Here is a 20,338-nt window from a genome sequence, read left to right as displayed (position 1 = left end):
TCGGGATGGGCCAGTGGCCCGGAAACGACGAAGCCGGGTTGCCCCGGCCTCGTCTGGTGTCACCTGCAGCGGGCCGTCAGTGCGATTCGGCCGGGCCTGCGATCGGCGGCAGCGGACGGGCGTCGCCGCCCTTGTCGTTGCCGCCATCCTTGTTCGACTTGCTCCAGCCCGCCGGCGGCGGCGGATCGCGGCCTTCCATGATCGCGTCGATCTGCGGCGCGTCGATGGTCTCGTACTGCAGCAGCAGCTGCGACATCGCGTGCAGCTTGTCGATGTTCTCGGTCAGCAGCTGGGTCGTGCGGGCGTAGGCCTTATCGAGGATGTTGCGCACTTCCTCGTCGATCCGGCGCGCCGTGTCGTTGGACACGCTCTTGTGCTGGGTGACCGAACGGCCCAGGAACACCTCGTCGTCCTCTTCGCCATAGGCGATCGGGCCGAGCTGCTCGGACAGGCCCCACTTGGTGACCATGTTGCGGGCCATCTTTGTGGCACGCTCGATGTCGTTGGAGGCGCCGGTGGTGACCTTATCCTCGCCGAAGATCAGTTCTTCAGCGACGCGGCCGCCGTACAGCGAGCACAGCTGCGACTGGATCGCCACGCGGTTCATCGAGTACTTGTCGCCTTCCGGCAGGTACATGGTCACACCCAGCGCACGGCCGCGCGGAATGATGGTCACCTTGTAGACCGGGTCGTGCTCGGGCACCAGGCGGCCGACGATGGCGTGGCCGGCCTCGTGGTACGCGGTCAGGGTCTTCTCGTCCTCGCTCATGGCCATCGAGCGGCGCTCGGCACCCATCAGGATCTTGTCGCGGGCACGGTCGAAGTGGTCCATGCGGACTTCCTTCTCGTTGCCACGCGCGGCAAACAGGGCCGCCTCGTTGCAGAGGTTGGCCAGGTCCGCACCGGAGAAGCCCGGGGTACCACGCGCGATCACCATCGGCTCGACGTCGTCAGCCAGCGGCAGCTTGCGCATGTGGACCTTGAGGATGTGCTCGCGGCCCTTCACGTCCGGCAGGCCGACCACGACCTGGCGGTCGAAACGGCCCGGGCGCAGCAGCGCCGGGTCCAGCACGTCCGGACGGTTGGTCGCAGCGATCACGATCACGCCTTCGCCGCCTTCAAAACCGTCCATCTCGACCAGCAGCTGGTTCAGGGTCTGCTCGCGCTCGTCGTGACCGCCGCCCAGGCCGGCGCCACGGTGGCGGCCGACGGCGTCGATTTCGTCGATGAAGATGATGCACGGCGCGTGCTTCTTGGCCTGCTCGAACATGTCACGCACGCGGCTGGCGCCGACGCCGACGAACATTTCCACGAAGTCCGAACCGGAGATCGAGAAGAACGGCACCTTGGCTTCGCCGGCGATGGCCTTGGCCAGCAGCGTCTTGCCGGTACCCGGCGGGCCCACCATCAGCACGCCGCGCGGAATCTTGCCACCCAGCTTGGTGAACTTGGACGGGTCGCGCAGGAAGTCGACCAGTTCGCCCACTTCTTCCTTGGCCTCGTCACAGCCGGCGACGTCGGCGAAGGTGACCTTGATCTGGTCTTCGCCCTGCAGCTTGGCGCGCGACTTGCCGAAGGACATCGCGCCCTTGGCACCGCCGCCACCGCCCTGCATCTGGCGCATGATGAACAACCAGAAGCCGATGATCAGGATGACCGGAAGGAAATTCATCAGGATCGCGCCGAGGGAAATGCCGCTGGACGGCTCCTCCTGCACGATCTCCACGTTCTTGGTACGCAGCACGTTGATCAGGTCACGATCGAACGGCGCGGTGATGGTGGACGACTGCCCACCGCGGGTGGTGTAGGTCAGCTGGCTGGTACCGCCGCGCATGTCGCCGCCAAAGGCGACCTTCTGCACGTTGCCGCTGTCCACCTGGTCCAGGAACTGCGAGTAAGACGCGCCCTGCGCGCCGGCCCCGGAGGACTTCGGCGAGAAGCTCTGGAAGACCACCATCAGCACGACGGCGACGACCACCCATAGCAGGAGGTTCTTGGTCAAGTCGTTCATCCTCATTGGCTCCGGTGTTCCTCTCAGTGCTGGCGTTGCGTTGGGGTCGAACTTGCGTACGTTGCGAGCTTACTTCATGTGGGCGCGTTTTCCCTGACCCAAGGCATACACCTCGGGAGAGCGCTTGCGCGAAGCTTCCGGCTTGCGGATGGAGACCTTGTCGTACCGGCGACGCATGTCGCGCACGTAGTCGTCAAAGCCTTCACCCTGGAACAGCTTGATCAGGAACGCCCCACCGGTCTTCAGGTGGTTGTCGGCAAAATCCAGGGCCAGCTCCGCCAGGTGCATCATCCGCGGCTGGTCGACCGCGCCTACACCACTCTTATTGGGGGCCATGTCCGACAGCACAAGGTCTACCGGCTGATCCCCGAGCATGGCTTCAAACTGCGATAGAACGGCTTCTTCCCTGAAGTCACCATGAAGGAACTCCACGCCGGCCAGCGGCGGCATGTCCAGGATGTCCAGCGCCAGCACGCGACCGGTGTCGCCGATCTGTCTCCGCACCTGCTGAGACCAGCCGCCCGGGGCGGCACCGAGGTCGACCACCACCATGTGCGGCTTCAGCAACCGGTCACGTTCCAGCAGCTCTTCGAGCTTGTAGGCGGCGCGCGAGCGCATGCCTTCGGCCTGGGCCTTCTTCACGAAGGGGTCGGAGAAGTGTTCCTTGAGCCAGCGCTGGCTGCTTTTGCTGCGGGTAGCCATTGAAAATAGGGGCTGATGGGGTCCTCATGATACCCTGATCGCCCCATTCAACCGTGTTTTCCTGCATGTCCATCGCCCTGACCGCCTCCCAGACCCGTTTCCTGCGCGGCCAAGCCCACGACCTGAAGGCCCTGCTGCAGACCGGCGGCAAGGGTGTGACCCCGGCCTTCATCGCTGAGCTGAACGAAGTGCTGGAGCGCCACGAGCTGGTCAAGGTGAAGGTCGCTGCCGAAGACCGCGACGCCCGTGACGTGATGATCGGCGAGATCGTCGAAGCCACCGAAAGCGCGCTGGTGCAGCGCATCGGCCACGTCGCCGTGTTGTACCGCCCGAGCAAGGAACAGCGCCAGATCGTGCTGCCGCGCGGCTGATCGCCCTACTGCCATGCAGCTGAACCACGAACCGCCGGATTACGCCTATAGCCTCCGTGCCGCCGATGGCCGCTCGGCCAAGGTGAATGACCAGGCTCTGGGCAGCAGTTTCTTCCTGACCCCGGACCAGCTGGTCACGCAATGGCCGGTGGTGAGCGCCACTGCGCTGCAGGTGGCTGACCTGGAGCCGATCCTGGCGCTGAATCCGGCGCTGATCGTGCTCGGCACGGGTGACCGTCAGGTGTTCCCGCCGGCGGTGGTGATGGCCGCCTGCCTGTCACGCGGCATCGGCCTGGAAGTGATGAACAATCCAGCCGCCGCGCGCACCTTCAACATCCTGGCCAGCGAAGGCCGCAAGGTCGCCGCCGCCTTCATTCTGGAAGGCTGAGGTCGAGTCACCGGGTGGCTCCTGGCCAGCTGCCCGAAGGTGTGCAGCGGAATGCCGAGAACGCCTTGAGCCGGCCAATCAGGTTGCCGCCCTGCCCCCAGCGGATATCCATGACCTTCCAGTCCCGGTCCTGCCGCTGCAGCAGGACCCGGTCGGTCCAGCGGTAGTCGCCCACGGCCATGTCGACATGGATCCAAGTGGCGTCACCGCTCGATCCGGGCATTCCCACGGATATCGTTTCCGGTCGATCCGGCGCCAGCAGATACGGGCTCCGGTCCAGCATGTGCGGCTTTTCATCAGGCGCCGCCAGTACGGTGCAGGCCTGTTCATATGCACGCTGCCCAGCGATGGCTGAGCGGAGGGCCTCACCCAGCAGTGGGGAAACGGTCGTTTCGTTCGACGTCGGTGCCTGGATGGCGTCGTAGAGCCGGGTGACCACGTCACGTGGATCGCTGCTGGCGGCGGCCGCCAATGGCGCGACGATGAGCAGCACGAAAAGGGCTGTTGGGCGAGACATGCGGCACCGGATTGGGGGGCCGTTGAAGCATGCCGCTTCCCTGGCTCGCCGGGAAGCTTGAGATGCGCCTCTCATGGTCGCAAATGGCCACCCACGGCGGCCAGCGTACAGCGAGTCGAGCATGGCTCGGCGCTGCAGGTCGGGAACGCCGGGCGTGGCCCGGCGCTCCCCGATCCAACGACGATCAGCGTGCCGGCAGGTACTGCTGCGGATCCACCGGCTTGCCGTTGTAACGGATCTCGAAGTGGACCATGTCGCGGTTCGCACCGGTGCGGCCCATCTCGGCGATCTGCTCACCGGCCTTCACACTCTGCCCTTCATTCACCAGGCGCTTGCGGTTGTGGCCATAGGCCGACAGCCACTGGTCGCTGTGCTTGATGATGATCAGCTCGCCGTAGCCGACCAGGCCGGCGCCGGAGTACACCACCACACCGTTGGCGGTGGCCTTGACCGGCTGGCCGCTGGTACCGGCGATGTCCACGCCCTGCTTGGTCGCGTCACCGGCCACGTAGCGGCCGACGATCGCGCCATCGGCCGGCCAGCGCCAGGCGATGTTGCTCTTCACCGGACCCACCGGCGCCGGGGCCGGGACCGATGTGGTGCTGCCGCCGCTGCTGCCACCCGAGCGCGGCGGGGTGACCACCGTGGTCGGCGCGCGGCCGCCGCTGGCACCGGCCGGATACAGTCGGATCACCTGCCCCGGATGGATGGTCGAGGGGTTGTCCAGACTGTTCCAGGCAATCAGGTCGGCCGGGGTGATGTCATGGATGCGGGCCAGCGCATAGATGGTATCGCCCTTGCGCACCACCACAGTCTGCCCGGGCTTGGGCACCGAGGTCTTCGGCGTGGTCACACCACCGCCGGTGCTGCCACCACCAGGACGAACCACGGTTGCGGTGCCGCAGGCGGCCAGGGTGGAAACCAGCAACGCCAGCGCGCCGATGCGCACTCCCTTGCTCAGACGATCAGGATTCATGCGAACTTCGACCTCCATACAAGCCAGGCGATCAGCACCACCACCAACGCGGTGGCGATCCAGCCCAGCGGTTCAATCCAGCGACGCAGTGCCGCTTCAGCACGCGCACCACCGATACGGATGACCGCAGCCAGCACGAACACGCGCTTGCCGCGACCGATCAGCATGCTCAACAGGTACTGCGGCATCGGCACGCCGACGATACCCGATGCCCACGTGAAGACCTTCATCGGGATGGGCATGAAGCCGCCCAGCACCAGGAAGGTGAACACCGCCCACGGCGACTCGGCCATCTTCGCCTGCACGGTGGTGATGCCCTGCTCGATTGCCGGCAGCATGCCCAGCGCTTCGAACAGCGGCTTGATCGCCTCGAAGGCGTAATGGCCCAGTGCATACCCAAGCAGTGCGCCGACCATCGAGCCGGCCAGGCTGAGGGTGGCGAACCACCAGCCGCGTTTCGGCTGGGCCACGCACATCGGCGCCAGCATCACTTCCGGCATCACCGGAAAGATGATCGCCTCGAAGAAGCTCAACACCGTCAGGTAGGTCGGCGCGCGTTCGTGCGCCGCCCACTTCATCGCCCGCTCGTACAGCGGCCCGAAAATCTTCATGCAACCCTGCTCCGTGGATTAGTCGAGCATGCCGGACAGCAGCGGCACGAAGGTGACCGGCGCCAGCACGCGTTGTTCGATGCTGCCGTCAGCCCTGCGGTCCAGCTGCACCAGCGACTGCCCAGCCGGCCCGCCGACCGGCGCCACCAGGCGGCCGCCCTCGGCCAGCTGCTCGACCAGTTCATCGACCAGTGCAGGCGCCGCGGCGGTGACGACGATGGCATCGAACGGGCCGTGCTCGACCCAGCCGGCGCGACCATCATCATGCTTGGTGCGGATGTTCATGCCCAGCGCACGGAAGCGCTTGCGCGCCTGTCGCAGCAGGTCGCCGATGCGTTCGACGGTGTAGATCTCCAGGCCAAGCGCGCCGAGCACGGCGGCCTGGTAGCCGGAGCCGGTACCGACTTCCAGCACTTTCTTTGGCGAGACCTGCAGCACGGCTTCGGTCATGCGCGCCACCACCCACGGCTGGGAGATGGTCTGGCCGTGGCCGATCGGCAGGGCGGTGTCTTCGTAGGCGCGTGACGCCAGCGCTTCGTCGATGAACAGATGGCGCGGCACTACCCGGATCGCATTCAAGGTCGACTCGTCGACGATGCCAGCCTCGCGCAGGCGATCGACCAGGCGGTCGCGCACACGCTGCGAGGTCATGCCGATGCCGACGGCTTCCGGTTGCAGGCGCAGGCGTGGGCTCATGCCGGCTGGTCCAGCGCGGCGCTGAGGCCGCCGACCCAGCTGGCCACTTTCTCCAGTGCCTGGTAGCGGGTCAGGTCGACCTGGATCGGGGTAATCGAGATGTGGCCGGTGCGTACCGCGTGGAAATCGGTGCCGGGGCCGGAGTCCTGCTCACGACCGGCCGGGCCGATCCAGTACACCTCGTTGCCGCGCGGGTCCTTCTGCGCGATGCAGCCTTCTGCACGATGGCGGTTGCCCAGGCGGGTGACCTCGAAGCCCTTGACCTCGTTCCACGGCAGGTCCGGCACGTTGACGTTGAGGATGGTGTCAGCCGGCAACGGATCGGCCTTGAGCCGGGCGACGATCTCCACCGCAGCGCGCGCGGCGGTCTCGAAGTGTTTCGGATCGTGGTTGCGGGTGACCAGCGAGACCGCCACCGCCGGCAGGCCGAGGAAGCGACCTTCCATCGCCGCCGAGACGGTGCCGGAATAGATCACGTCATCGCCGAGGTTGGCGGCGTTGTTGATGCCGGACACGACAATGTCGGGTTCGAACTCGAGCAGCCCGGTCAGCGCCAGGTGCACGCAGTCGGTCGGGGTACCGGCCACCGAGACGGTGTAATGGTCGATGCGCTTGAGGCGGATCGGCAGGTCCAGGGTCAGCGAATTGCTGGCGCCGGAGCGATCGCGGTCGGGCGCGACCACCGTGACTTCGTGACCGGCCTCACGCAGCACCGAAGCAAGCATCCGGATGCCTGCGGCGTCGACGCCATCGTCGTTACTGACCAGGATTCGCATCTTCGATTTAACCGCTTGATTTTCCAAGAATTCGATTCCATCACCGTGCAGTGTGGGCGGGACCGTCGTACTCCCCTGCGGAAGCCGTCGACCGTGCAAGGGCATCGTCTATTGTGCCGCATGCGAGCCGCCGGTCCTACCCTGCCGGCGGTCACGGCCGACATCGAACCGTCATAGGCAGACCTGCGCCAGCGGTTTACCCTGTGCGCATGTCGCACCCTGAAGACGAAGATCCGGCCGCGTTGTTCCGCGCGGCCATCGGCGAAGTGACGCCGCTGCGCAAGGATGCCGAGCCGGCACCGGCTGCGCCCCGGCCGAAGCCGCGCGCGCGCATGGCCGAACGTGACGAGGCCGAAGCCGCCGGCGAGTTCGCCCGGCTGCTGCGCGACAGCACGCCACTGGAAGCCGGCGACGTGGCCAGCTATCGCCGCGACAACCTGCCACCTCGCCTGTTCCAGCGCCTCAAGCGTGGCCAGTATTCGGTGCAGGACGAACTGGACCTGCATGGCGCCACCGCCGCGCAGGCCGAGACGCTGCTGCGCCAGTTCCTGCTGGAAGCGCATGCACACGAGTATGGCTGCGTGCGCATCATCCACGGCAAGGGATTGCAGTCCGACGGCGGCGCGCCGGTACTGAAGAACCTGGTCGACCGCCTGCTGCGGCTGCGCAACGACGTACTGGCATTCCATTCGGCGCCGACCGGGCAAGGCGGCACCGGCGCGGTGCTGGTGCTGCTGGCGCGGCGCTGAAAAAGGGGGACGCCATGAGTCCAGGTAGAGTCGACTGTCAGTCGACTGCTCTTCCAGCGGCAAGCGAATACCCCGCGCTGCGCGCGCAAGTCGACTGACAGTCGACTCTGCCGCGCGCCCTGCTCAGGCCTGCGAGGCGTCTTCGACCGGGCCGAGCTCGTGCAGCACGGCGGTGGCGTAGCAGCCCGGCGGCAGCGCGAACGATAGCTCCAGCACGTCATCGCCAAGCCACTGGTGCTGCAACAACGCGGGGCGCAGGCGCAGCGCGCGGCGCTCCTGCTTCAGGCGCACGTCTTCCAGGCCGGCCCGCAGTGCCTTCGATTCCTCGTCGTCGAGCGCGGCCAGCTCCAGCTCGCGTGCCGCTTCGGTGCTGCGCAGCTCGCCTTCACCCCACAGCGGTGCGCTGGGATGGATGTCGAACCGCGCGAGGCGCTCGGCCAGCACGTCGGTGTACGGCTCCGGGCCGAACACGCTGCGACTGCCGTCCAGCATCCACACCTCGCCGTCCAGTGGCTGATCCCAGTTACCCTGCTCCACGCGCGCGGCCAGCACGCGGTTGAACAGCGCCGATCGGGCGGCAGACAGCAGCAGTGAACGCTGGTCCTTGCGCATGCGGCGGCCACCGAACATCGCCAGTGCCGCCGGCACGTTGCCGCCGTCGCGGCCAAAGCGCTGCTCGCCAAACCAGTTCGGCAGGCCGCGCCCGGCAATCTGCTGCAGGCGTTCGCTGATCGCTGCGGCATCGCCCTGCACCTCGCGCAGGACCAGCTTGAAGCGGTTGCCGGCCAGTGCGCCACGCTGCAGCTTGCGGTTATGCCAGGTCGCTTCGAGCACTTCGATCTCGTCACTGGCCAGCTCGGCCAGGTCCGGCGCAATGCGCTTGGGCAGGTGCACGCTGAAACGCTGGGTGGTGACCGCGTGGCGGTCTTTCATGCCGGCGTAACTCACCGCCATTTCCGGCAGGCCCGCCCACTTGGCCAGCACCTTGGCCACATGCACGGTGTTGGCACCGCGCTTTCGGATGTGCAGCAACAGGTGCTCGCCTTCGCCGGTGGCCTCGAAGGCCGGCAGCTCGTCAACCTGGAAATCGTCTGGCGTAGTGCGGATGCGCGCCGTCAACAACGGCGCACCAAATGCCAACGGCAGCGGAATCATGCCGCCACCAGCAACACGACCGCCTGTGCGGCAATGCCTTCACCACGGCCGGTGAAGCCCAGTTTTTCCGAGGTGGTGGCCTTGACGCTGACTGCATCCAGCGGCAACTGCAGCAGGCCGCCGATGCGCTCACGCATCGCCAGCGCATGCGGGCCAACCTTCGGCCGCTCGCAGATCACGGTGATGTCGGTGTTGCCGACGCGCCAGCCGCGCTCGCGCAGCAGGCTGTCGCAATGACGCACGAAGTCGCTGCTGTCGGCGCCCTTCCAGCGGTTGTCACTGGGTGGGAAATGCTGGCCGATGTCGCCCAGCGCCAGCGCACCGAGCATCGCATCGCACAAGGCGTGCAGGATCACGTCGCCATCGCTGTGCGCAAGCACGCCACAGCTGTGTGGAACGTTCACGCCGCCAAGCATGATGTGATCGCCTTCGCCGAAGGCATGGACGTCGTAGCCCTGGCCGATGCGGACGGGCGGGAACGGTGCGGTGCTCATGGATGCAACCCTTGCAGCAGGACCACGCGGACGGTCAGCCGGCGCGGCGGGAAAGTACGAATTCGAACCGGTCCAGATCGGCCGGGGTGGTGACCTTGAAGTTGTCCTCGCTGCCTTCCACCAGCAGCGGGCGCTGGCCCTGGCGCTCCATGGCCATCGCCTCGTCGGTGACTTCAACACCGGCGGCAGCGGCGTCGGACAGCGCGCGGCTGAGCTGGTGGCGGCGGAACAGCTGCGGGGTCAGTGCACGCCACAGGCGCTCACGCGGCTCGGTGCCATCGATGCCACCGTCGTCGCCTGCACGCTTGAGCGTGTCACGTACCGGTGCGGCCAGGATCGCCCCCACCGGGTCGGTACGACCGACTTCAAGCAGGCGGCCGAGATCGGCCGGCGACAGGTTCGGCCGCGCGGCATCGTGGACCAGTACGAACTCATCAGCGCGCACCGTCTCCGGCAGCGCCTGCAGGCCAGCCAGCACCGAAGCGGCACGGGTCGCGCCACCGATGCAGGTCAGCACCGGCTTGCCCGCCCACTCGTTCCAGCCGGGCCAGTCGGCGTCGTCCTGGCCGATCACCACCATCGCCCCGGCCACGGCCGGGTGCGCCAGCAGGGCGTCCAGGGTATGGGCAAGCAGGATCTGTCCCCCTGCCTGCAGGTATTGCTTGGGCAACGGCGCGCCGAAGCGGGTGCCACGACCCGCAGCCGGAACCACGACCCAGATGGCCGCACTCATGGCACGTCCGCCGGGTGGTCGCCAACCTGCGCACTGACACCTGCCGCAGGCTGCGCCGGATGGACCGGCGCATCCTCGACCACACGATAGAACTTCTCGCCGGGCTTGATCATGCCCAGCTCGCTGCGTGCGCGCTCCTCGATGGCGGACTGGCCTTCCTTGAGGTCCTTCACTTCGGCAGCGAGCGCGTCGTTGCGCTGCTGCAGACCCTCATTGTCCCGCTCCTGGTTGGCGACCTGGGCTTCGAGCATCATCACTTCGCCCGAATTGCCCGGACCGAACCAGAAGCGGTACTGCAGCCAGCCCAGGAGCAGGGCCAGCACCAGCAGCATCCAGCGCCAGTCGCGCATCGGCTCAGCGCTTCAGCGAAACGAACGCGTCACGACCGGCGTAACGCGCGCCGGCGCCGAGGGCTTCCTCGATGCGCAGCAGCTGGTTGTACTTGGCCACGCGATCGCTGCGGCACAGCGAACCGGTCTTGATCTGGGTGGCGGTGGTAGCCACTGCGATGTCGGCGATGGTGGTGTCTTCGGTTTCGCCCGAACGGTGCGAGACCACAGCGGCATAACCGGCGCGGTCGGCCATGGCGATCGCTTCCAGGGTTTCGCTCAGGGTGCCGATCTGGTTGACCTTGATCAGGATCGCGTTGGCGGTGCCCGAGTCGATGCCTTCCTGGAAGATCTTCGGGTTGGTCACGAACAGGTCGTCACCGACCAGCTGCACCCTCTTGCCGATGCGGTCGGTCAGCAGCTTCCAGCCGGCCCAGTCGTTCTCGGCCAGGCCGTCTTCGATCGTGATGATCGGGTACTGCGCGGCCCAGTCGGCGAGGAAGTCGACGAACTGCTCGGAGGTCAGGCGCTTGTTCTCGCCCACCAGGTTGTACTTGCCGTTCTCGAAGAATTCGCTGGACGCCACGTCCAGGCCCAGCAGCACGTCTTCACCGGCGGTGTAGCCGGCCTTGCCGATCGCTTCAAGGATGGTGTCCAGCGCTTCGACGTTGCTGCGGAAGTCCGGAGCAAAGCCGCCTTCGTCGCCGACCGCCGTGCTCAGGCCGTGGCCCTTCAGCACCGACTTCAGCGAATGGAAGATTTCGGTACCGGCACGCAGCGCTTCGGAGAACGAGGTGAAGCCGACCGGCAGCACCATGAATTCCTGGAAGTCGACGTTGTTGTCGGCGTGCGCGCCGCCGTTGATGATGTTCATCATCGGCACCGGCAGCGACGGGGTCACGCCGGTCCTGGCGGCCAGGTACTGCCACAGCGCCTGCTTGTTCGATGCGGCGGCGGCGTGCGCAGCGGCCATCGAAACACCCAACAGTGCGTTGGCGCCCAGGCGGCCCTTGTTCTCGGTGCCGTCGAGGTCGATCAGGCGACGGTCGAGGCCGGCCTGGTCGGTGGCTTCAAAACCCTTCAGCGCGGCGGCAATCGTGGTGTTGACGTTGTCGACGGCCTTGCGCACGCCCTTGCCCAGGTAACGGGTCTTGTCGCCGTCACGCAGCTCGACCGCTTCCTTGGTGCCGGTCGAGGCGCCGGAGGGAACCGCGGCACGACCGAACGAACCGTCCTCCAGGATGACTTCGGCTTCCAGCGTGGGGTTGCCACGACTGTCGAGGATTTCACGGGCGTGGATGCTGCGGATCGTGCTCATGGTCGGACCGGTTACCTGTCTGGAGAGGGGGCGACAAAACGAATGCCGCGTGATTATCCCCGGCTGCCCGCCACTTGCCAAATGGCGTGGGCGGCTTCAGCCCCAGCTGGACCCGATCACGATCAGGACCATCGACACCAGCATCACCAGCAATGCACCGGCAATCGCCGCCAGGATGGGGCCACGCCGCCGTCGCCAGGCCAGCACCATCGCCACCGGACTGCCCAGGAAGCACAGCACCATCGTGACCAATGCGCCCAGCAGCCACCACTGCGTGGCCTGCACGCCGTTGTTTCCGTCCCCCGGCGGCCGGAAACCGGCGGTGAAGGCCAGTACGCCCACCACCAGGGCGATCCAGGTCAACACGGACAGCCCCAAGGCGATCAGGCCCCAGGGCCAGCCTCGCGCCGATGTGGTCGCATTCATCAAAGCACTCCGTAGAACAGGGCGCCGAGCCACAGAGAGAGCAGGATGATCGCCAGGCCGGCGGCCACCTTGCCGCGATTCAGCCTCCAGGCCTGCACAGCAGCAGCGACGCATCCCACTGCACCGAGCAGCTCTGCCACCATAAGCGCGATGAAGTACGCGCGCAGATCGAGTGCGCTGCTGCCATCACCCGGCGGCCGCACGGACGCGGCACCGATCAGCACCAGCCCGAACATGCCCGCAGTGAACAGCACGGCCAGGCCCAGTGCGATCAGGCCCCACGGCCACTGTTTCCAGTGCCGGCGGCGGCGCTGGGTTTCCAGCGCCAGCCACGGGTCACGACTCACGCAAAGCGCGAGAAGCCGTGCTTCTTGGTCACTGCATCGAGTTCCATCAAGGTCTCAAGCAATGCTTCCATCTGGTCCAGCGGCCACGCATTGGGGCCATCGGACAGCGCCTTGGACGGATCCGGATGGGTCTCGGCGAACAGGCCGGAGATGCCCACCGCCACGGCGGCACGGGCCAGTACCGGCACGTGCTCACGCTGGCCACCGGAACTGGTGCCCTGCCCGCCCGGCAGCTGCACCGAATGGGTGGCGTCGAACACCACCGGGCAACCGGTGTCGCGCATCACCGCCAGCGAGCGCATGTCGCTGACCAGGTTGTTGTAGCCGAAGCTGGCACCACGTTCGCAGACCATGATCTGCTCGTTGCCGGTGGCCTTGGCCTTCTCCACGACCGGCTTCATGTCCCACGGCGCCAGGAACTGGCCCTTCTTGATGTTGACCGGCTTGCCGGCCGAGCACACCTTGCGGATGAAGTCGGTCTGGCGGACCAGGAACGCCGGGGTCTGCAGCACGTCCACCACCGAGGCCACTTCGTCCATCGGGGTGTATTCGTGGACGTCGGTCAGCACCGGCACGCCGATCTGCTTCCTGACCTCGGCCAGGACCTTCAGGCCCTCTTCCATGCCCGGGCCACGGAACGCGGTGCCCGAAGTACGGTTGGCCTTGTCGAAGCTGGACTTGAAGATGAAGTTGACGCCGAGCCTGTCGGTGACTTCCTTCAACTTGCCGGCGGTATCGAGCTGCAGCTGCATCGACTCGATCACGCAGGGGCCGGCGATCAGGAACAGGGGCTGGTCCAGCCCGACCTCGAATCCACACAGTTTCATGGCGTTTCCTTGTTGTCCGCAGCACCGGCCGGGCCGGTGCGCTGGGGGTTGAAGCATGCAGGATGGGGGCCGAAGCCCCCATTCACAAGTCAGGCGCGCGCTTCGGAAAGCAGCTTGCCGCCGGCCTTGCGCTCGCGTGCGGCGCGGATGAAACCGATGAACAGCGGATGGCCGTCACGCGGCGTGGACAGGAATTCCGGGTGCGCCTGGCAGGCCAGGAACCACGGGTGCGCGTCGCGCGGCAGTTCGACCACTTCCACCAGGGTGTCGTCCATCGACTTGCCGGCGATCACCAGGCCGGCATCTTCCAGCTGGGTGCGGTAACGGTTGTTGAACTCGTAACGGTGGCGGTGACGCTCGGCGACGACGTCCTTGCCATACAGCTCGCGGGCCAGCGTGCCCGGCTTCAGGCGCTGTTCCTGCAGGCCCAGGCGCATGGTGCCGCCGAGGTCGCTCTTGTCGTCGCGCTTTTCCACGTCACCGGTCGCGGTGCGCCATTCGGTGATCAGGCCGATCACCGGGTTCGGCGACTGGCGGTCGTTCTCGGTGCTGTTGGCACCTTCCAGGCCGACCACGTTGCGCGCGTAGTCGACCACGACCGCCTGCATGCCGTAGCAGATGCCGAAGTACGGCACCTGCTGCTCGCGGGCGAACTTCGAGGTCAGCACCTTGCCTTCGAAACCACGGTCACCGAAACCACCCGGCACCAGGATGCCGTCGACATCGGCCAGTGCGGCCATGTCGGTGCCTTCCAGGTCCTGTGCTTCCAGCCACTTCAGGTTGACCTTGGTGCGCTGGCGCAGGCCACCGTGCTTGAGGGCTTCGCCGACCGACTTGTAGGCATCCTGGTGATCGACGTACTTGCCAACCACGGCGATGGTCACTTCGTCCAGCGGATGCAGGGTCGCGTCGACCGCGTCTTCCCACATCGACAGGTCGACCGGGCCGGCCTTGTCGGCCAGCTTCAGCTGGTTGACCACGATCTCGTCCAGGCCCTGCGCGTGCAGGCCCGACGGAATGCGGTACAGCACGTCCACGTCCGGCACGCTGATCACCGCGCGCTCGGAGACGTTGGTGAACTGGGCGATCTTGCGGCGCTCCGAATCCGGCACCGCCTGCTCGGAGCGGCACAGCAGCACGTCCGGCTGGATGCCGATCGAGCGCAGCTCCTTCACCGAATGCTGGGTCGGCTTGGTCTTCAGCTCGCCGGCGGCGCCGATGTACGGCACCAGGGTAAGGTGCATGAACAGCGCCTTCTCCGGGCCACGCTCGGTGCGCACCTGGCGGATCGCTTCCAGGAACGGCAGCGACTCGATGTCGCCGACAGTACCGCCGATCTCGACCAGCGCCACGTCGTAACCTTCGGTGGCTTCATCGATGCAGCGGCGGATCTCGTCGGTGATGTGCGGGATGACCTGCACGGTCGCGCCCAGATAGTCGCCACGGCGCTCCTTGCGGATCACGTTCTCGTAGATGCGGCCGGTGGTGACCGAGTTCTTGCGGCTCAGGCGGGTGCGCACGAAGCGCTCGTAGTGGCCCAGGTCGAGGTCGGTCTCGGCGCCGTCGTCGGTGACGTAGACCTCACCGTGCTGGAACGGGCTCATGGTGCCCGGGTCGACGTTGATGTACGGGTCGAGCTTCATCATCGTGACCTTCAGGCCACGGGCTTCGAGAATGGCGGCCAGTGACGCAGCGGCAATGCCTTTGCCGAGCGAGGACACCACGCCGCCGGTTACGAAAATCAAGGGAGTCATGGCTGCAAGCATCCTGTCTGGAAATGGAAAACGGCAGCACCACGCGCACCCGGAGGGCGGGCATGGAGCTTGAAGGGGGTTTTCCGGTTCGCTGGGGCAGCGAGGGAGGTGCTGGGCCGTGCGGCGGCAGGCGCCGGACGGGGACCACCCTGCGAGGTCGGGGCGGCCGTGCCGGTCAAATCGACCGTCACCTGCGACCCGCATTGCTGGCGACCACGCATGGCCGTGCCAGCCCATTCGCAAAGGGTGGACACGCACTTACTCCCGGAAAGCCATAGTTTACAGATTGATGGCCGCCAACCCAAGGGGCAGTTGCGGCCATCGCCCAAAAGAAACGCCCCGCTGGGCGGGGCGTCGGGGGGCGAATCCCTTGCGGCAAGGGCTTCGGAGGGCGGAAGAACTACTTCTTCTTCCGCGCCTCTTCTTCCTCTTCCTGCTGCGGGGCCGGCTGGCCCTGCGCCTTCATTTCGGCATTGGCCTGGGCGCGGCGCTTGGCCTTGGCATCGGCTTCGGCCTGCGCCTTGTCGGCCTGGCCACCCTGCTGCGGGGCCGGCTGGCCGGCGTTCTGCGCCACCACCAGCGGCACTGCAACGGCGGCAGCGGCCAGGATCGCAATGGTCAGCAACTTCTTCATGAGGTCCTCCTCGCGGTATGGCTTGGATGTTTCGACCCAACGGGGGTCGCCGGCATTCAGATTCCAGCGGCTGCCATTTTACCCCCTCTGCGTCGCCGAGACTGAACCGCAGGCGTGCAAAATCCCGTGCCAGACCCCACACTTGCCCGTCGCTCCAAGCTTTCGAAGACAGATGAACGCCCGCTATAACGCCGCCGATATTGAAGTCCTGTCCGGCCTTGACCCGGTCAAGCGCCGTCCCGGCATGTATACCGACACCGCGCGCCCGAACCACCTGGCGCAGGAAGTGATCGACAACTCGGTGGACGAGGCCCTCGCCGGCCACGCCCGCTCGATCGAGATCACCCTGTACAAGGACGGCAGCGTGGAGGTCAGCGATGACGGCCGCGGCATGCCGGTGGACATCCACCCGGAAGAGAAGATCCCGGGTGTCGAGCTGATCCTCACCCGCCTGCATGCGGGCGGCAAGTTCAGCAACAACAACTACACCTTCTCTGGCGGTCTGCACGGCGTCGGCGTCAGCGTGGTCAATGCGCTGTCGACCCTGGTGGAAGTGCACATCAAGCGCGAAGGTGCCGAGCACCGCATCACCTTCCGCAACGGCGACCGCGCCACGCCGCTGGAAGTGGTCGGCAGCGTCGGCAAGAAGAACACCGGCACCCGCGTGCGCTTCTGGCCTGACCCGAAATACTTCGACACGCCCAAGTTCGCGGTGCGCGCGCTGAAGCACCTGCTGCGCGCCAAGGCCGTGCTGTGCCCGGGCCTGACGGTCAAGCTGACCGATGAGGCCACCGGTGAAGTCGACACCTGGTACTACGAAGACGGCCTGCGCGATTACCTGAAGCTGGAACTGGGCGAACGCGAATCGCTGCCGGCCGACCTGTTCGTCGGCAACCTGAAGAAGGACACCGAGGTGGTGGACTGGGCCGTGGCCTGGCTGCCGGAAGGCGAGCTGGTGCAGGAAAGCTACGTCAACCTGATTCCCACCGCCCAGCACGGCACCCACGTCAACGGCCTGCGTACCGGCCTGACCGAGGCGCTGCGCGAGTTCTGCGACTTCCGCAACCTGCTGCCGCGCGGCGTCAAGCTGGCCCCGGAAGACGTGTGGGACCGCGTGTCGTTCGTGCTGTCGCTGAAGATGACCGACCCGCAGTTCAGTGGCCAGACCAAGGAACGCCTGTCCTCGCGCCAGGCCGCCGGCTTCGTTGAAGGCGCCGCCCACGATGCCTTCAGCCTGCTGTTGAACCAGAACGTCGAGCTGGGCGAGAAAATCGCGCAGATCGCCATCGAGCGCGCCAGCGCACGCCTGAAGACCGAGAAGCTGGTCGTCCGCAAGAAGGTCACCCAGGGCCCGGCCCTGCCCGGCAAGCTGGCCGACTGCATCAGCCAGGACCTGTCGCGTACCGAGCTGTTCCTGGTGGAAGGCGACTCGGCAGGGGGCAGTGCCAAGCAGGCCCGCGACAAGGACTTCCAGGCCATCATGCCGTTGCGCGGCAAGATCCTGAACACCTGGGAAGTCTCGTCCAACAGCGTGCTGGCCTCGGAGGAAGTACACAACCTGGCCATCGCCATCGGCTGCGACCCCGGCAAGGACGACATCAGCGGCCTGCGTTACGGCAAGGTCATCATCCTGGCCGATGCGGACTCCGACGGCCTGCACATCGCAACCCTGCTGACCGCGCTGTTCCTGAAGCACTTCCCGGCGCTGGTCGATGCCGGCCACGTGTTCGTGGCGATGCCGCCGCTGTTCCGCATCGACGTGGGCAAGCAGGTGTTCTACGCCCTGGACGAGGAAGAAAAGCGCTCGATGCTGGACAAGATCGAACGCGAGAAGATCAAGGGCGCGATCAACGTCACCCGCTTCAAGGGCCTGGGCGAGATGAATCCGCCGCAGCTGCGCGAATCGACCATCCACCCGGATACGCGCCGCCTGGTGCAGCTGACCGTGGACGATCGCGAGCAGACGAGCTCGCTGATGGACATGCTGCTGGCCAAGAAGCGCGCCTCCGACCGCAAGGGCTGGCTGGAGTCCAAGGGCGATCTGGCCTCGCTGGAGGTCTGATCCCGGCACGGGGTCGGATCCCTTTGCCTGGCAAAGGGCTCTGACCCGGCTGCCCGGTAGTGCCGGCCAGCGGCCGGCACTACCGGCTCATGCGCCCTTGGCATTACGCCGCCATCGGCAAACCCGGCGGAGCCATAATGCGCGTCCACCCTTGTGGACCATCGTATTGGCCAGCCACTCGTTGCTGTTCCCCGCCCTGCCGCTGCACAGCGCGCGGTTGGTGCTGAGCCCGATCCGCCGTGACGACGCGCCCGCGCTGTTCGCGCTGCAATCCAATCCGGACGTGATGCGCTGGTGGAACCACCCGGCCTGGACGCGACCGGCCGAAGCCCGCGAACAGATCGACGACGACCTTGCCGCGCACGCGATCGGCACCCAGTTGAAGCTGGCCCTGCGCGAATCACCCAACGGCCCACTGCTGGGCGTCTGCGTCGCATTCGCCATTGATCGTGCGGCCATGCGGGCCGAGATCGGCTATCTGCTGGCGCCCGACCGCCAGGGCCAGGGCTACATGCATGAGGCTCTGCAGCAGATGCTGGGCTATCTGTTCCACACCCTGCACCTGCACCGCATCGAAGCCGAGATCGATCCACGCAACGTACCCTCGGCACATGTGCTTGACCGCCTCGGCTTCCACCGCGAGGGGGTGCTGCGCCAGCGCTGGCGCATCCAGGGCGAGCTTTCGGACTCGGCCGTCTATGGCCTGCTGGCCAACGACGAAGCGGCAGCCGCCCTGCCCGTTTGATCCAATCTGGCCGCAAGCCGCTGCAGAACGTGGCCATGCCTTTGGACACATACGGCATGGCACTCCACCGGCCTAGCATCGGAACCCCCTTCCGCTGCCGATCCGGTGCCATGAAGTCCCTGCTGCACACTGCCGCGCTCTGCGTCGGCCTGCTCATCGCCCCCACCAGCGTGCTGGCCGCGCCCGCCGCTGACACCAAGCCCGATTCGAAAGACGACAGGACCGACGCGCCTGCGCTGCCTGCCGATGCGTCGGCGCGCCAGAGCATGCGCCTGGCCGGCCGCACCCTGGACTACACCGCCACCGTCGGCACCCTGCCGGTGCGCGATGAGAAGGGCAAGGTCATCGCCGATGTGGTGTTCACTGCGTACACGATGCCGGGCAAGGACCGGCCGGTGACGTTCGCGCTCAATGGCGGGCCCGGTGCCTCGTCGGTGTACCTCAACATGGGCGCGATCGGGCCCAAGGTGGTCACCTTCGGTTCGGAAGGCGACAGCGCCTCGGCGCCCGCCACCCTGCATGACAACCCGGGCACCTGGCTGGATTTCACCGACCTGGTATTCATCGACCCGGTCGGCACCGGTTTCAGCCGCGCGCGCATCGGCGATGACGAGGCGAAGAAGCAGCTGTACAACCCCGGCGCCGACATCGAGTACCTGTCGCGCTCGATCTACGACTGGCTGCTGCGCAACCAGCGCATGGCGTCACGCAAGTACCTGACCGGCGAGAGCTACGGCGGCTATCGCGGCCCGCGCATCACCCATTTCCTGCAGACCCGGCTGGGCGTGGCGATGAACGGCCTGGTGCTGGTCTCGCCGTACCTGAGCCCGACGCTAGAAGACAACGCCGACGTCTCGCCGATGGCATGGATGCAGACGCTGCCGTCGATCGCCGCGGCGCACCTGGAGCGCCAGGGCAGGCTCACCGACGCAGCAATGCGCGAGGTGGTGGAGTACACCCGTGGCGATTACGCCACCGCGTTGATGAAGGGCCGCAGCGATCCGCAGGCGACCGAGGCGATGCTGCGCCGGGTGACCGAGCTGACCGGGCTTGACCCGCAGTTCGTGCGCCGTGCCGGTGGCCGCCTGGAAACCCAGGCCTACCTGCGCGAAGTGTTCCGCGACAAGGGCACGCTGGGCAGCCGCTACGACTCCAATGTGACCGCGTTCGATCCATTCCCGAATGACCCGGAGCAGCGCGCCAATGATCCGCTGCTGGACAGCATCATTGCGCCGACCACCACGGCGATGGTCGACTTCGTGACGCGCGTGGTCGGCTGGAAGGTGGATGCACGCTACCAGGCGCTGAACTACGACGTGAATCGGTTGTGGGACCGCAACGGCGAGCTGCGCCAGGGTGCGGTGACCCAGCTGCGCCAGGCGGTGGCGATCGATCCGCATCTGCAGGTGCTGATCGCGCATGGCTGGAACGACCTGTCGTGCCCGTTCATGGGCTCGATCCTGACGGTGGACCAGATGCCGGCGATGGGCAGCAACCCGGACCGGGTGCAGGTGCGGAGCTATCCGGGCGGGCACATGTTCTACAGCCGGGCGGACAGCCAGGCGGCGTTCCGGAATGACGTGAAGGCGCTGTTCCAGCGCAACTGATTGATGGTGGTGGCCGGGCCTGCGGCCCGGCACCCGCCGGATCAACGGCAACTGCAACGGCAAAAGCAGGGTTTCCGTGGGTTGGCGGGGTGGGATAGGCAGGCGGGGGA

General features: G+C 66.6%; 23 protein-coding genes. 6 read left to right on the top strand and 17 right to left on the bottom strand.

Features of this window, described 5'->3' with window-relative positions; translation table 11 throughout:
* Positions 1–76 precede the first annotated feature (76 nt).
* Positions 77–2,011: an ATP-dependent zinc metalloprotease FtsH gene (ftsH, locus tag AC5P68_RS07135; protein WP_005409015.1), complete on the bottom strand. Its 1,935-nt coding sequence runs from the start codon at positions 2,009–2,011 to the stop codon at positions 77–79.
* Between the two features lie 69 nt (positions 2,012–2,080).
* The gene (gene rlmE, locus AC5P68_RS07130) at positions 2,081–2,713 is read right to left on the bottom strand and encodes a 23S rRNA (uridine(2552)-2'-O)-methyltransferase RlmE (RefSeq protein ID WP_005409014.1); all 633 of its coding nucleotides are present in this window, start codon (positions 2,711–2,713) and stop codon (positions 2,081–2,083) included.
* Between the two features lie 65 nt (positions 2,714–2,778).
* Between rlmE and yhbY the strand changes: the two genes are divergently transcribed.
* Complete coding sequence (gene yhbY, locus AC5P68_RS07125) at positions 2,779–3,084, top strand: ribosome assembly RNA-binding protein YhbY (RefSeq protein ID WP_004152868.1); 306 nt, start codon at positions 2,779–2,781, stop codon at positions 3,082–3,084.
* Between the two features lie 13 nt (positions 3,085–3,097).
* Positions 3,098–3,472 (top strand): Mth938-like domain-containing protein, encoded by a 375-nt coding sequence (locus AC5P68_RS07120; RefSeq protein WP_049404309.1) that lies wholly within the window; start codon positions 3,098–3,100, stop codon positions 3,470–3,472.
* A 7-nt stretch (positions 3,473–3,479) separates the two neighbouring features.
* Here the strand turns inward: AC5P68_RS07120 and AC5P68_RS07115 are convergent, their stop codons facing one another.
* The 5 genes from AC5P68_RS07115 to surE all read right to left on the bottom strand — a co-directional run bounded on the left by AC5P68_RS07115 (position 3,480) and on the right by surE (position 7,048).
* Positions 3,480–3,989, bottom strand: coding sequence for a hypothetical protein (locus AC5P68_RS07115; protein WP_049404307.1), 510 nt, complete (start codon positions 3,987–3,989; stop codon positions 3,480–3,482).
* A gap of 184 nt (positions 3,990–4,173) precedes the next feature.
* Positions 4,174–4,965 carry a peptidoglycan DD-metalloendopeptidase family protein gene (locus tag AC5P68_RS07110; protein ID WP_005412928.1) on the bottom strand — a complete coding sequence of 264 codons (792 nt, stop codon included), beginning with the start codon at positions 4,963–4,965 and terminating at the stop codon, positions 4,174–4,176.
* Positions 4,962–5,576, bottom strand: coding sequence for a YqaA family protein (locus tag AC5P68_RS07105; RefSeq protein WP_049404306.1), 615 nt, complete (start codon positions 5,574–5,576; stop codon positions 4,962–4,964). Before AC5P68_RS07105 ends, AC5P68_RS07110 begins: the two co-directional genes overlap by 4 nt.
* Positions 5,577–5,594: 18 nt before the next feature.
* The gene (locus tag AC5P68_RS07100; protein ID WP_049404305.1) at positions 5,595–6,272 is read right to left on the bottom strand and encodes a protein-L-isoaspartate(D-aspartate) O-methyltransferase; all 678 of its coding nucleotides are present in this window, start codon (positions 6,270–6,272) and stop codon (positions 5,595–5,597) included.
* Entirely contained in the window at positions 6,269–7,048 is a 780-nt protein-coding gene (surE, locus tag AC5P68_RS07095; protein WP_005409008.1) for a 5'/3'-nucleotidase SurE, read from the bottom strand. The genes AC5P68_RS07100 and surE overlap by 4 nt, the downstream gene beginning before the upstream one ends.
* Before the next feature lie 209 nt (positions 7,049–7,257).
* On the opposite strand from surE, the gene AC5P68_RS07090 reads away from it, so the two are divergent.
* A complete protein-coding gene (locus AC5P68_RS07090) occupies positions 7,258–7,797 on the top strand; it encodes a Smr/MutS family protein (RefSeq protein ID WP_005409007.1) in 540 nt (179 codons plus the stop codon).
* 123 nt (positions 7,798–7,920) lie between these two features.
* Here AC5P68_RS07090 and truD read toward each other — a convergent pair whose 3' ends face one another.
* The 10 genes from truD to AC5P68_RS07040 form a co-directional block, all read right to left on the bottom strand.
* A complete protein-coding gene (gene truD / locus AC5P68_RS07085) occupies positions 7,921–8,952 on the bottom strand; it encodes a tRNA pseudouridine(13) synthase TruD (protein ID WP_184013800.1) in 1,032 nt (343 codons plus the stop codon).
* Complete coding sequence (gene ispF, locus AC5P68_RS07080) at positions 8,949–9,446, bottom strand: 2-C-methyl-D-erythritol 2,4-cyclodiphosphate synthase (RefSeq protein ID WP_024956349.1); 498 nt, start codon at positions 9,444–9,446, stop codon at positions 8,949–8,951. The genes truD and ispF overlap by 4 nt, the downstream gene beginning before the upstream one ends.
* A gap of 34 nt (positions 9,447–9,480) precedes the next feature.
* Positions 9,481–10,179, bottom strand: a complete 699-nt coding sequence (gene ispD / locus AC5P68_RS07075) for a 2-C-methyl-D-erythritol 4-phosphate cytidylyltransferase (protein WP_005409004.1) — start codon at positions 10,177–10,179, stop codon at positions 9,481–9,483.
* Positions 10,176–10,529, bottom strand: a complete 354-nt coding sequence (gene ftsB, locus AC5P68_RS07070; RefSeq protein ID WP_005412924.1) for a cell division protein FtsB — start codon at positions 10,527–10,529, stop codon at positions 10,176–10,178. Before ftsB ends, ispD begins: the two co-directional genes overlap by 4 nt.
* 4 nt (positions 10,530–10,533) lie before the next feature.
* Positions 10,534–11,826 (bottom strand): phosphopyruvate hydratase, encoded by a 1,293-nt coding sequence (gene eno / locus AC5P68_RS07065; RefSeq protein ID WP_049430304.1) that lies wholly within the window; start codon positions 11,824–11,826, stop codon positions 10,534–10,536.
* 96 nt (positions 11,827–11,922) lie between these two features.
* Positions 11,923–12,252: a hypothetical protein gene (locus AC5P68_RS07060; RefSeq protein ID WP_049404302.1), complete on the bottom strand. Its 330-nt coding sequence runs from the start codon at positions 12,250–12,252 to the stop codon at positions 11,923–11,925.
* On the bottom strand, positions 12,252–12,599 hold the full coding sequence (locus AC5P68_RS07055) for a hypothetical protein (RefSeq protein ID WP_033834125.1): 348 nt from the start codon (positions 12,597–12,599) through the stop codon (positions 12,252–12,254). Before AC5P68_RS07055 ends, AC5P68_RS07060 begins: the two co-directional genes overlap by 1 nt.
* Positions 12,596–13,426 carry a 3-deoxy-8-phosphooctulonate synthase gene (kdsA, locus tag AC5P68_RS07050; RefSeq protein ID WP_049404300.1) on the bottom strand — a complete coding sequence of 277 codons (831 nt, stop codon included), beginning with the start codon at positions 13,424–13,426 and terminating at the stop codon, positions 12,596–12,598. Before kdsA ends, AC5P68_RS07055 begins: the two co-directional genes overlap by 4 nt.
* A gap of 89 nt (positions 13,427–13,515) precedes the next feature.
* On the bottom strand, positions 13,516–15,180 hold the full coding sequence (gene pyrG / locus AC5P68_RS07045) for a CTP synthase (RefSeq protein ID WP_495222506.1): 1,665 nt from the start codon (positions 15,178–15,180) through the stop codon (positions 13,516–13,518).
* 400 nt (positions 15,181–15,580) lie between these two features.
* Positions 15,581–15,814: a hypothetical protein gene (locus AC5P68_RS07040; protein WP_005408997.1), complete on the bottom strand. Its 234-nt coding sequence runs from the start codon at positions 15,812–15,814 to the stop codon at positions 15,581–15,583.
* A gap of 172 nt (positions 15,815–15,986) precedes the next feature.
* Here AC5P68_RS07040 and parE point away from each other — a divergent pair, with 172 nt between their 5' ends.
* From parE to AC5P68_RS07025, 3 genes are all read left to right on the top strand, one after another.
* Positions 15,987–17,876 carry a DNA topoisomerase IV subunit B gene (gene parE, locus AC5P68_RS07035; protein WP_005408996.1) on the top strand — a complete coding sequence of 630 codons (1,890 nt, stop codon included), beginning with the start codon at positions 15,987–15,989 and terminating at the stop codon, positions 17,874–17,876.
* 166 nt (positions 17,877–18,042) lie between these two features.
* Positions 18,043–18,621: a GNAT family N-acetyltransferase gene (locus AC5P68_RS07030; RefSeq protein WP_033834182.1), complete on the top strand. Its 579-nt coding sequence runs from the start codon at positions 18,043–18,045 to the stop codon at positions 18,619–18,621.
* A 110-nt stretch (positions 18,622–18,731) separates the two neighbouring features.
* Complete coding sequence (locus AC5P68_RS07025) at positions 18,732–20,228, top strand: S10 family peptidase (protein ID WP_414497733.1); 1,497 nt, start codon at positions 18,732–18,734, stop codon at positions 20,226–20,228.
* Positions 20,229–20,338: the final 110 nt, after the last annotated feature.

The sequence above is a fragment of the Stenotrophomonas sp. YJH_SMC_58 genome (genome assembly GCF_059369635.1).
Note: the sequence above shows the minus strand (reverse complement) of the source record. Positions and strands in the feature narration are given on the sequence as shown.

Coding starts and splice junctions, on each gene's coding strand:
- ftsH (WP_005409015.1), bottom strand. CDS start 2,011: ATGAACGACTTGACCAAGAACCTCCTGCTATGGGTGGTCGTCGCCGTC.
- rlmE (WP_005409014.1), bottom strand. CDS start 2,713: ATGGCTACCCGCAGCAAAAGCAGCCAGCGCTGGCTCAAGGAACACTTC.
- yhbY (WP_004152868.1), top strand. CDS start 2,779: ATGTCCATCGCCCTGACCGCCTCCCAGACCCGTTTCCTGCGCGGCCAA.
- AC5P68_RS07120 (WP_049404309.1), top strand. CDS start 3,098: ATGCAGCTGAACCACGAACCGCCGGATTACGCCTATAGCCTCCGTGCC.
- AC5P68_RS07115 (WP_049404307.1), bottom strand. CDS start 3,989: ATGTCTCGCCCAACAGCCCTTTTCGTGCTGCTCATCGTCGCGCCATTG.
- AC5P68_RS07110 (WP_005412928.1), bottom strand. CDS start 4,965: ATGAATCCTGATCGTCTGAGCAAGGGAGTGCGCATCGGCGCGCTGGCG.
- AC5P68_RS07105 (WP_049404306.1), bottom strand. CDS start 5,576: ATGAAGATTTTCGGGCCGCTGTACGAGCGGGCGATGAAGTGGGCGGCG.
- AC5P68_RS07100 (WP_049404305.1), bottom strand. CDS start 6,272: ATGAGCCCACGCCTGCGCCTGCAACCGGAAGCCGTCGGCATCGGCATG.
- surE (WP_005409008.1), bottom strand. CDS start 7,048: ATGCGAATCCTGGTCAGTAACGACGATGGCGTCGACGCCGCAGGCATC.
- AC5P68_RS07090 (WP_005409007.1), top strand. CDS start 7,258: ATGTCGCACCCTGAAGACGAAGATCCGGCCGCGTTGTTCCGCGCGGCC.
- truD (WP_184013800.1), bottom strand. CDS start 8,952: ATGATTCCGCTGCCGTTGGCATTTGGTGCGCCGTTGTTGACGGCGCGC.
- ispF (WP_024956349.1), bottom strand. CDS start 9,446: ATGAGCACCGCACCGTTCCCGCCCGTCCGCATCGGCCAGGGCTACGAC.
- ispD (WP_005409004.1), bottom strand. CDS start 10,179: ATGAGTGCGGCCATCTGGGTCGTGGTTCCGGCTGCGGGTCGTGGCACC.
- ftsB (WP_005412924.1), bottom strand. CDS start 10,529: ATGCGCGACTGGCGCTGGATGCTGCTGGTGCTGGCCCTGCTCCTGGGC.
- eno (WP_049430304.1), bottom strand. CDS start 11,826: ATGAGCACGATCCGCAGCATCCACGCCCGTGAAATCCTCGACAGTCGT.
- AC5P68_RS07060 (WP_049404302.1), bottom strand. CDS start 12,252: ATGAATGCGACCACATCGGCGCGAGGCTGGCCCTGGGGCCTGATCGCC.
- kdsA (WP_049404300.1), bottom strand. CDS start 13,426: ATGAAACTGTGTGGATTCGAGGTCGGGCTGGACCAGCCCCTGTTCCTG.
- pyrG (WP_495222506.1), bottom strand. CDS start 15,180: ATGACTCCCTTGATTTTCGTAACCGGCGGCGTGGTGTCCTCGCTCGGC.
- AC5P68_RS07040 (WP_005408997.1), bottom strand. CDS start 15,814: ATGAAGAAGTTGCTGACCATTGCGATCCTGGCCGCTGCCGCCGTTGCA.
- parE (WP_005408996.1), top strand. CDS start 15,987: ATGAACGCCCGCTATAACGCCGCCGATATTGAAGTCCTGTCCGGCCTT.
- AC5P68_RS07025 (WP_414497733.1), top strand. CDS start 18,732: ATGAAGTCCCTGCTGCACACTGCCGCGCTCTGCGTCGGCCTGCTCATC.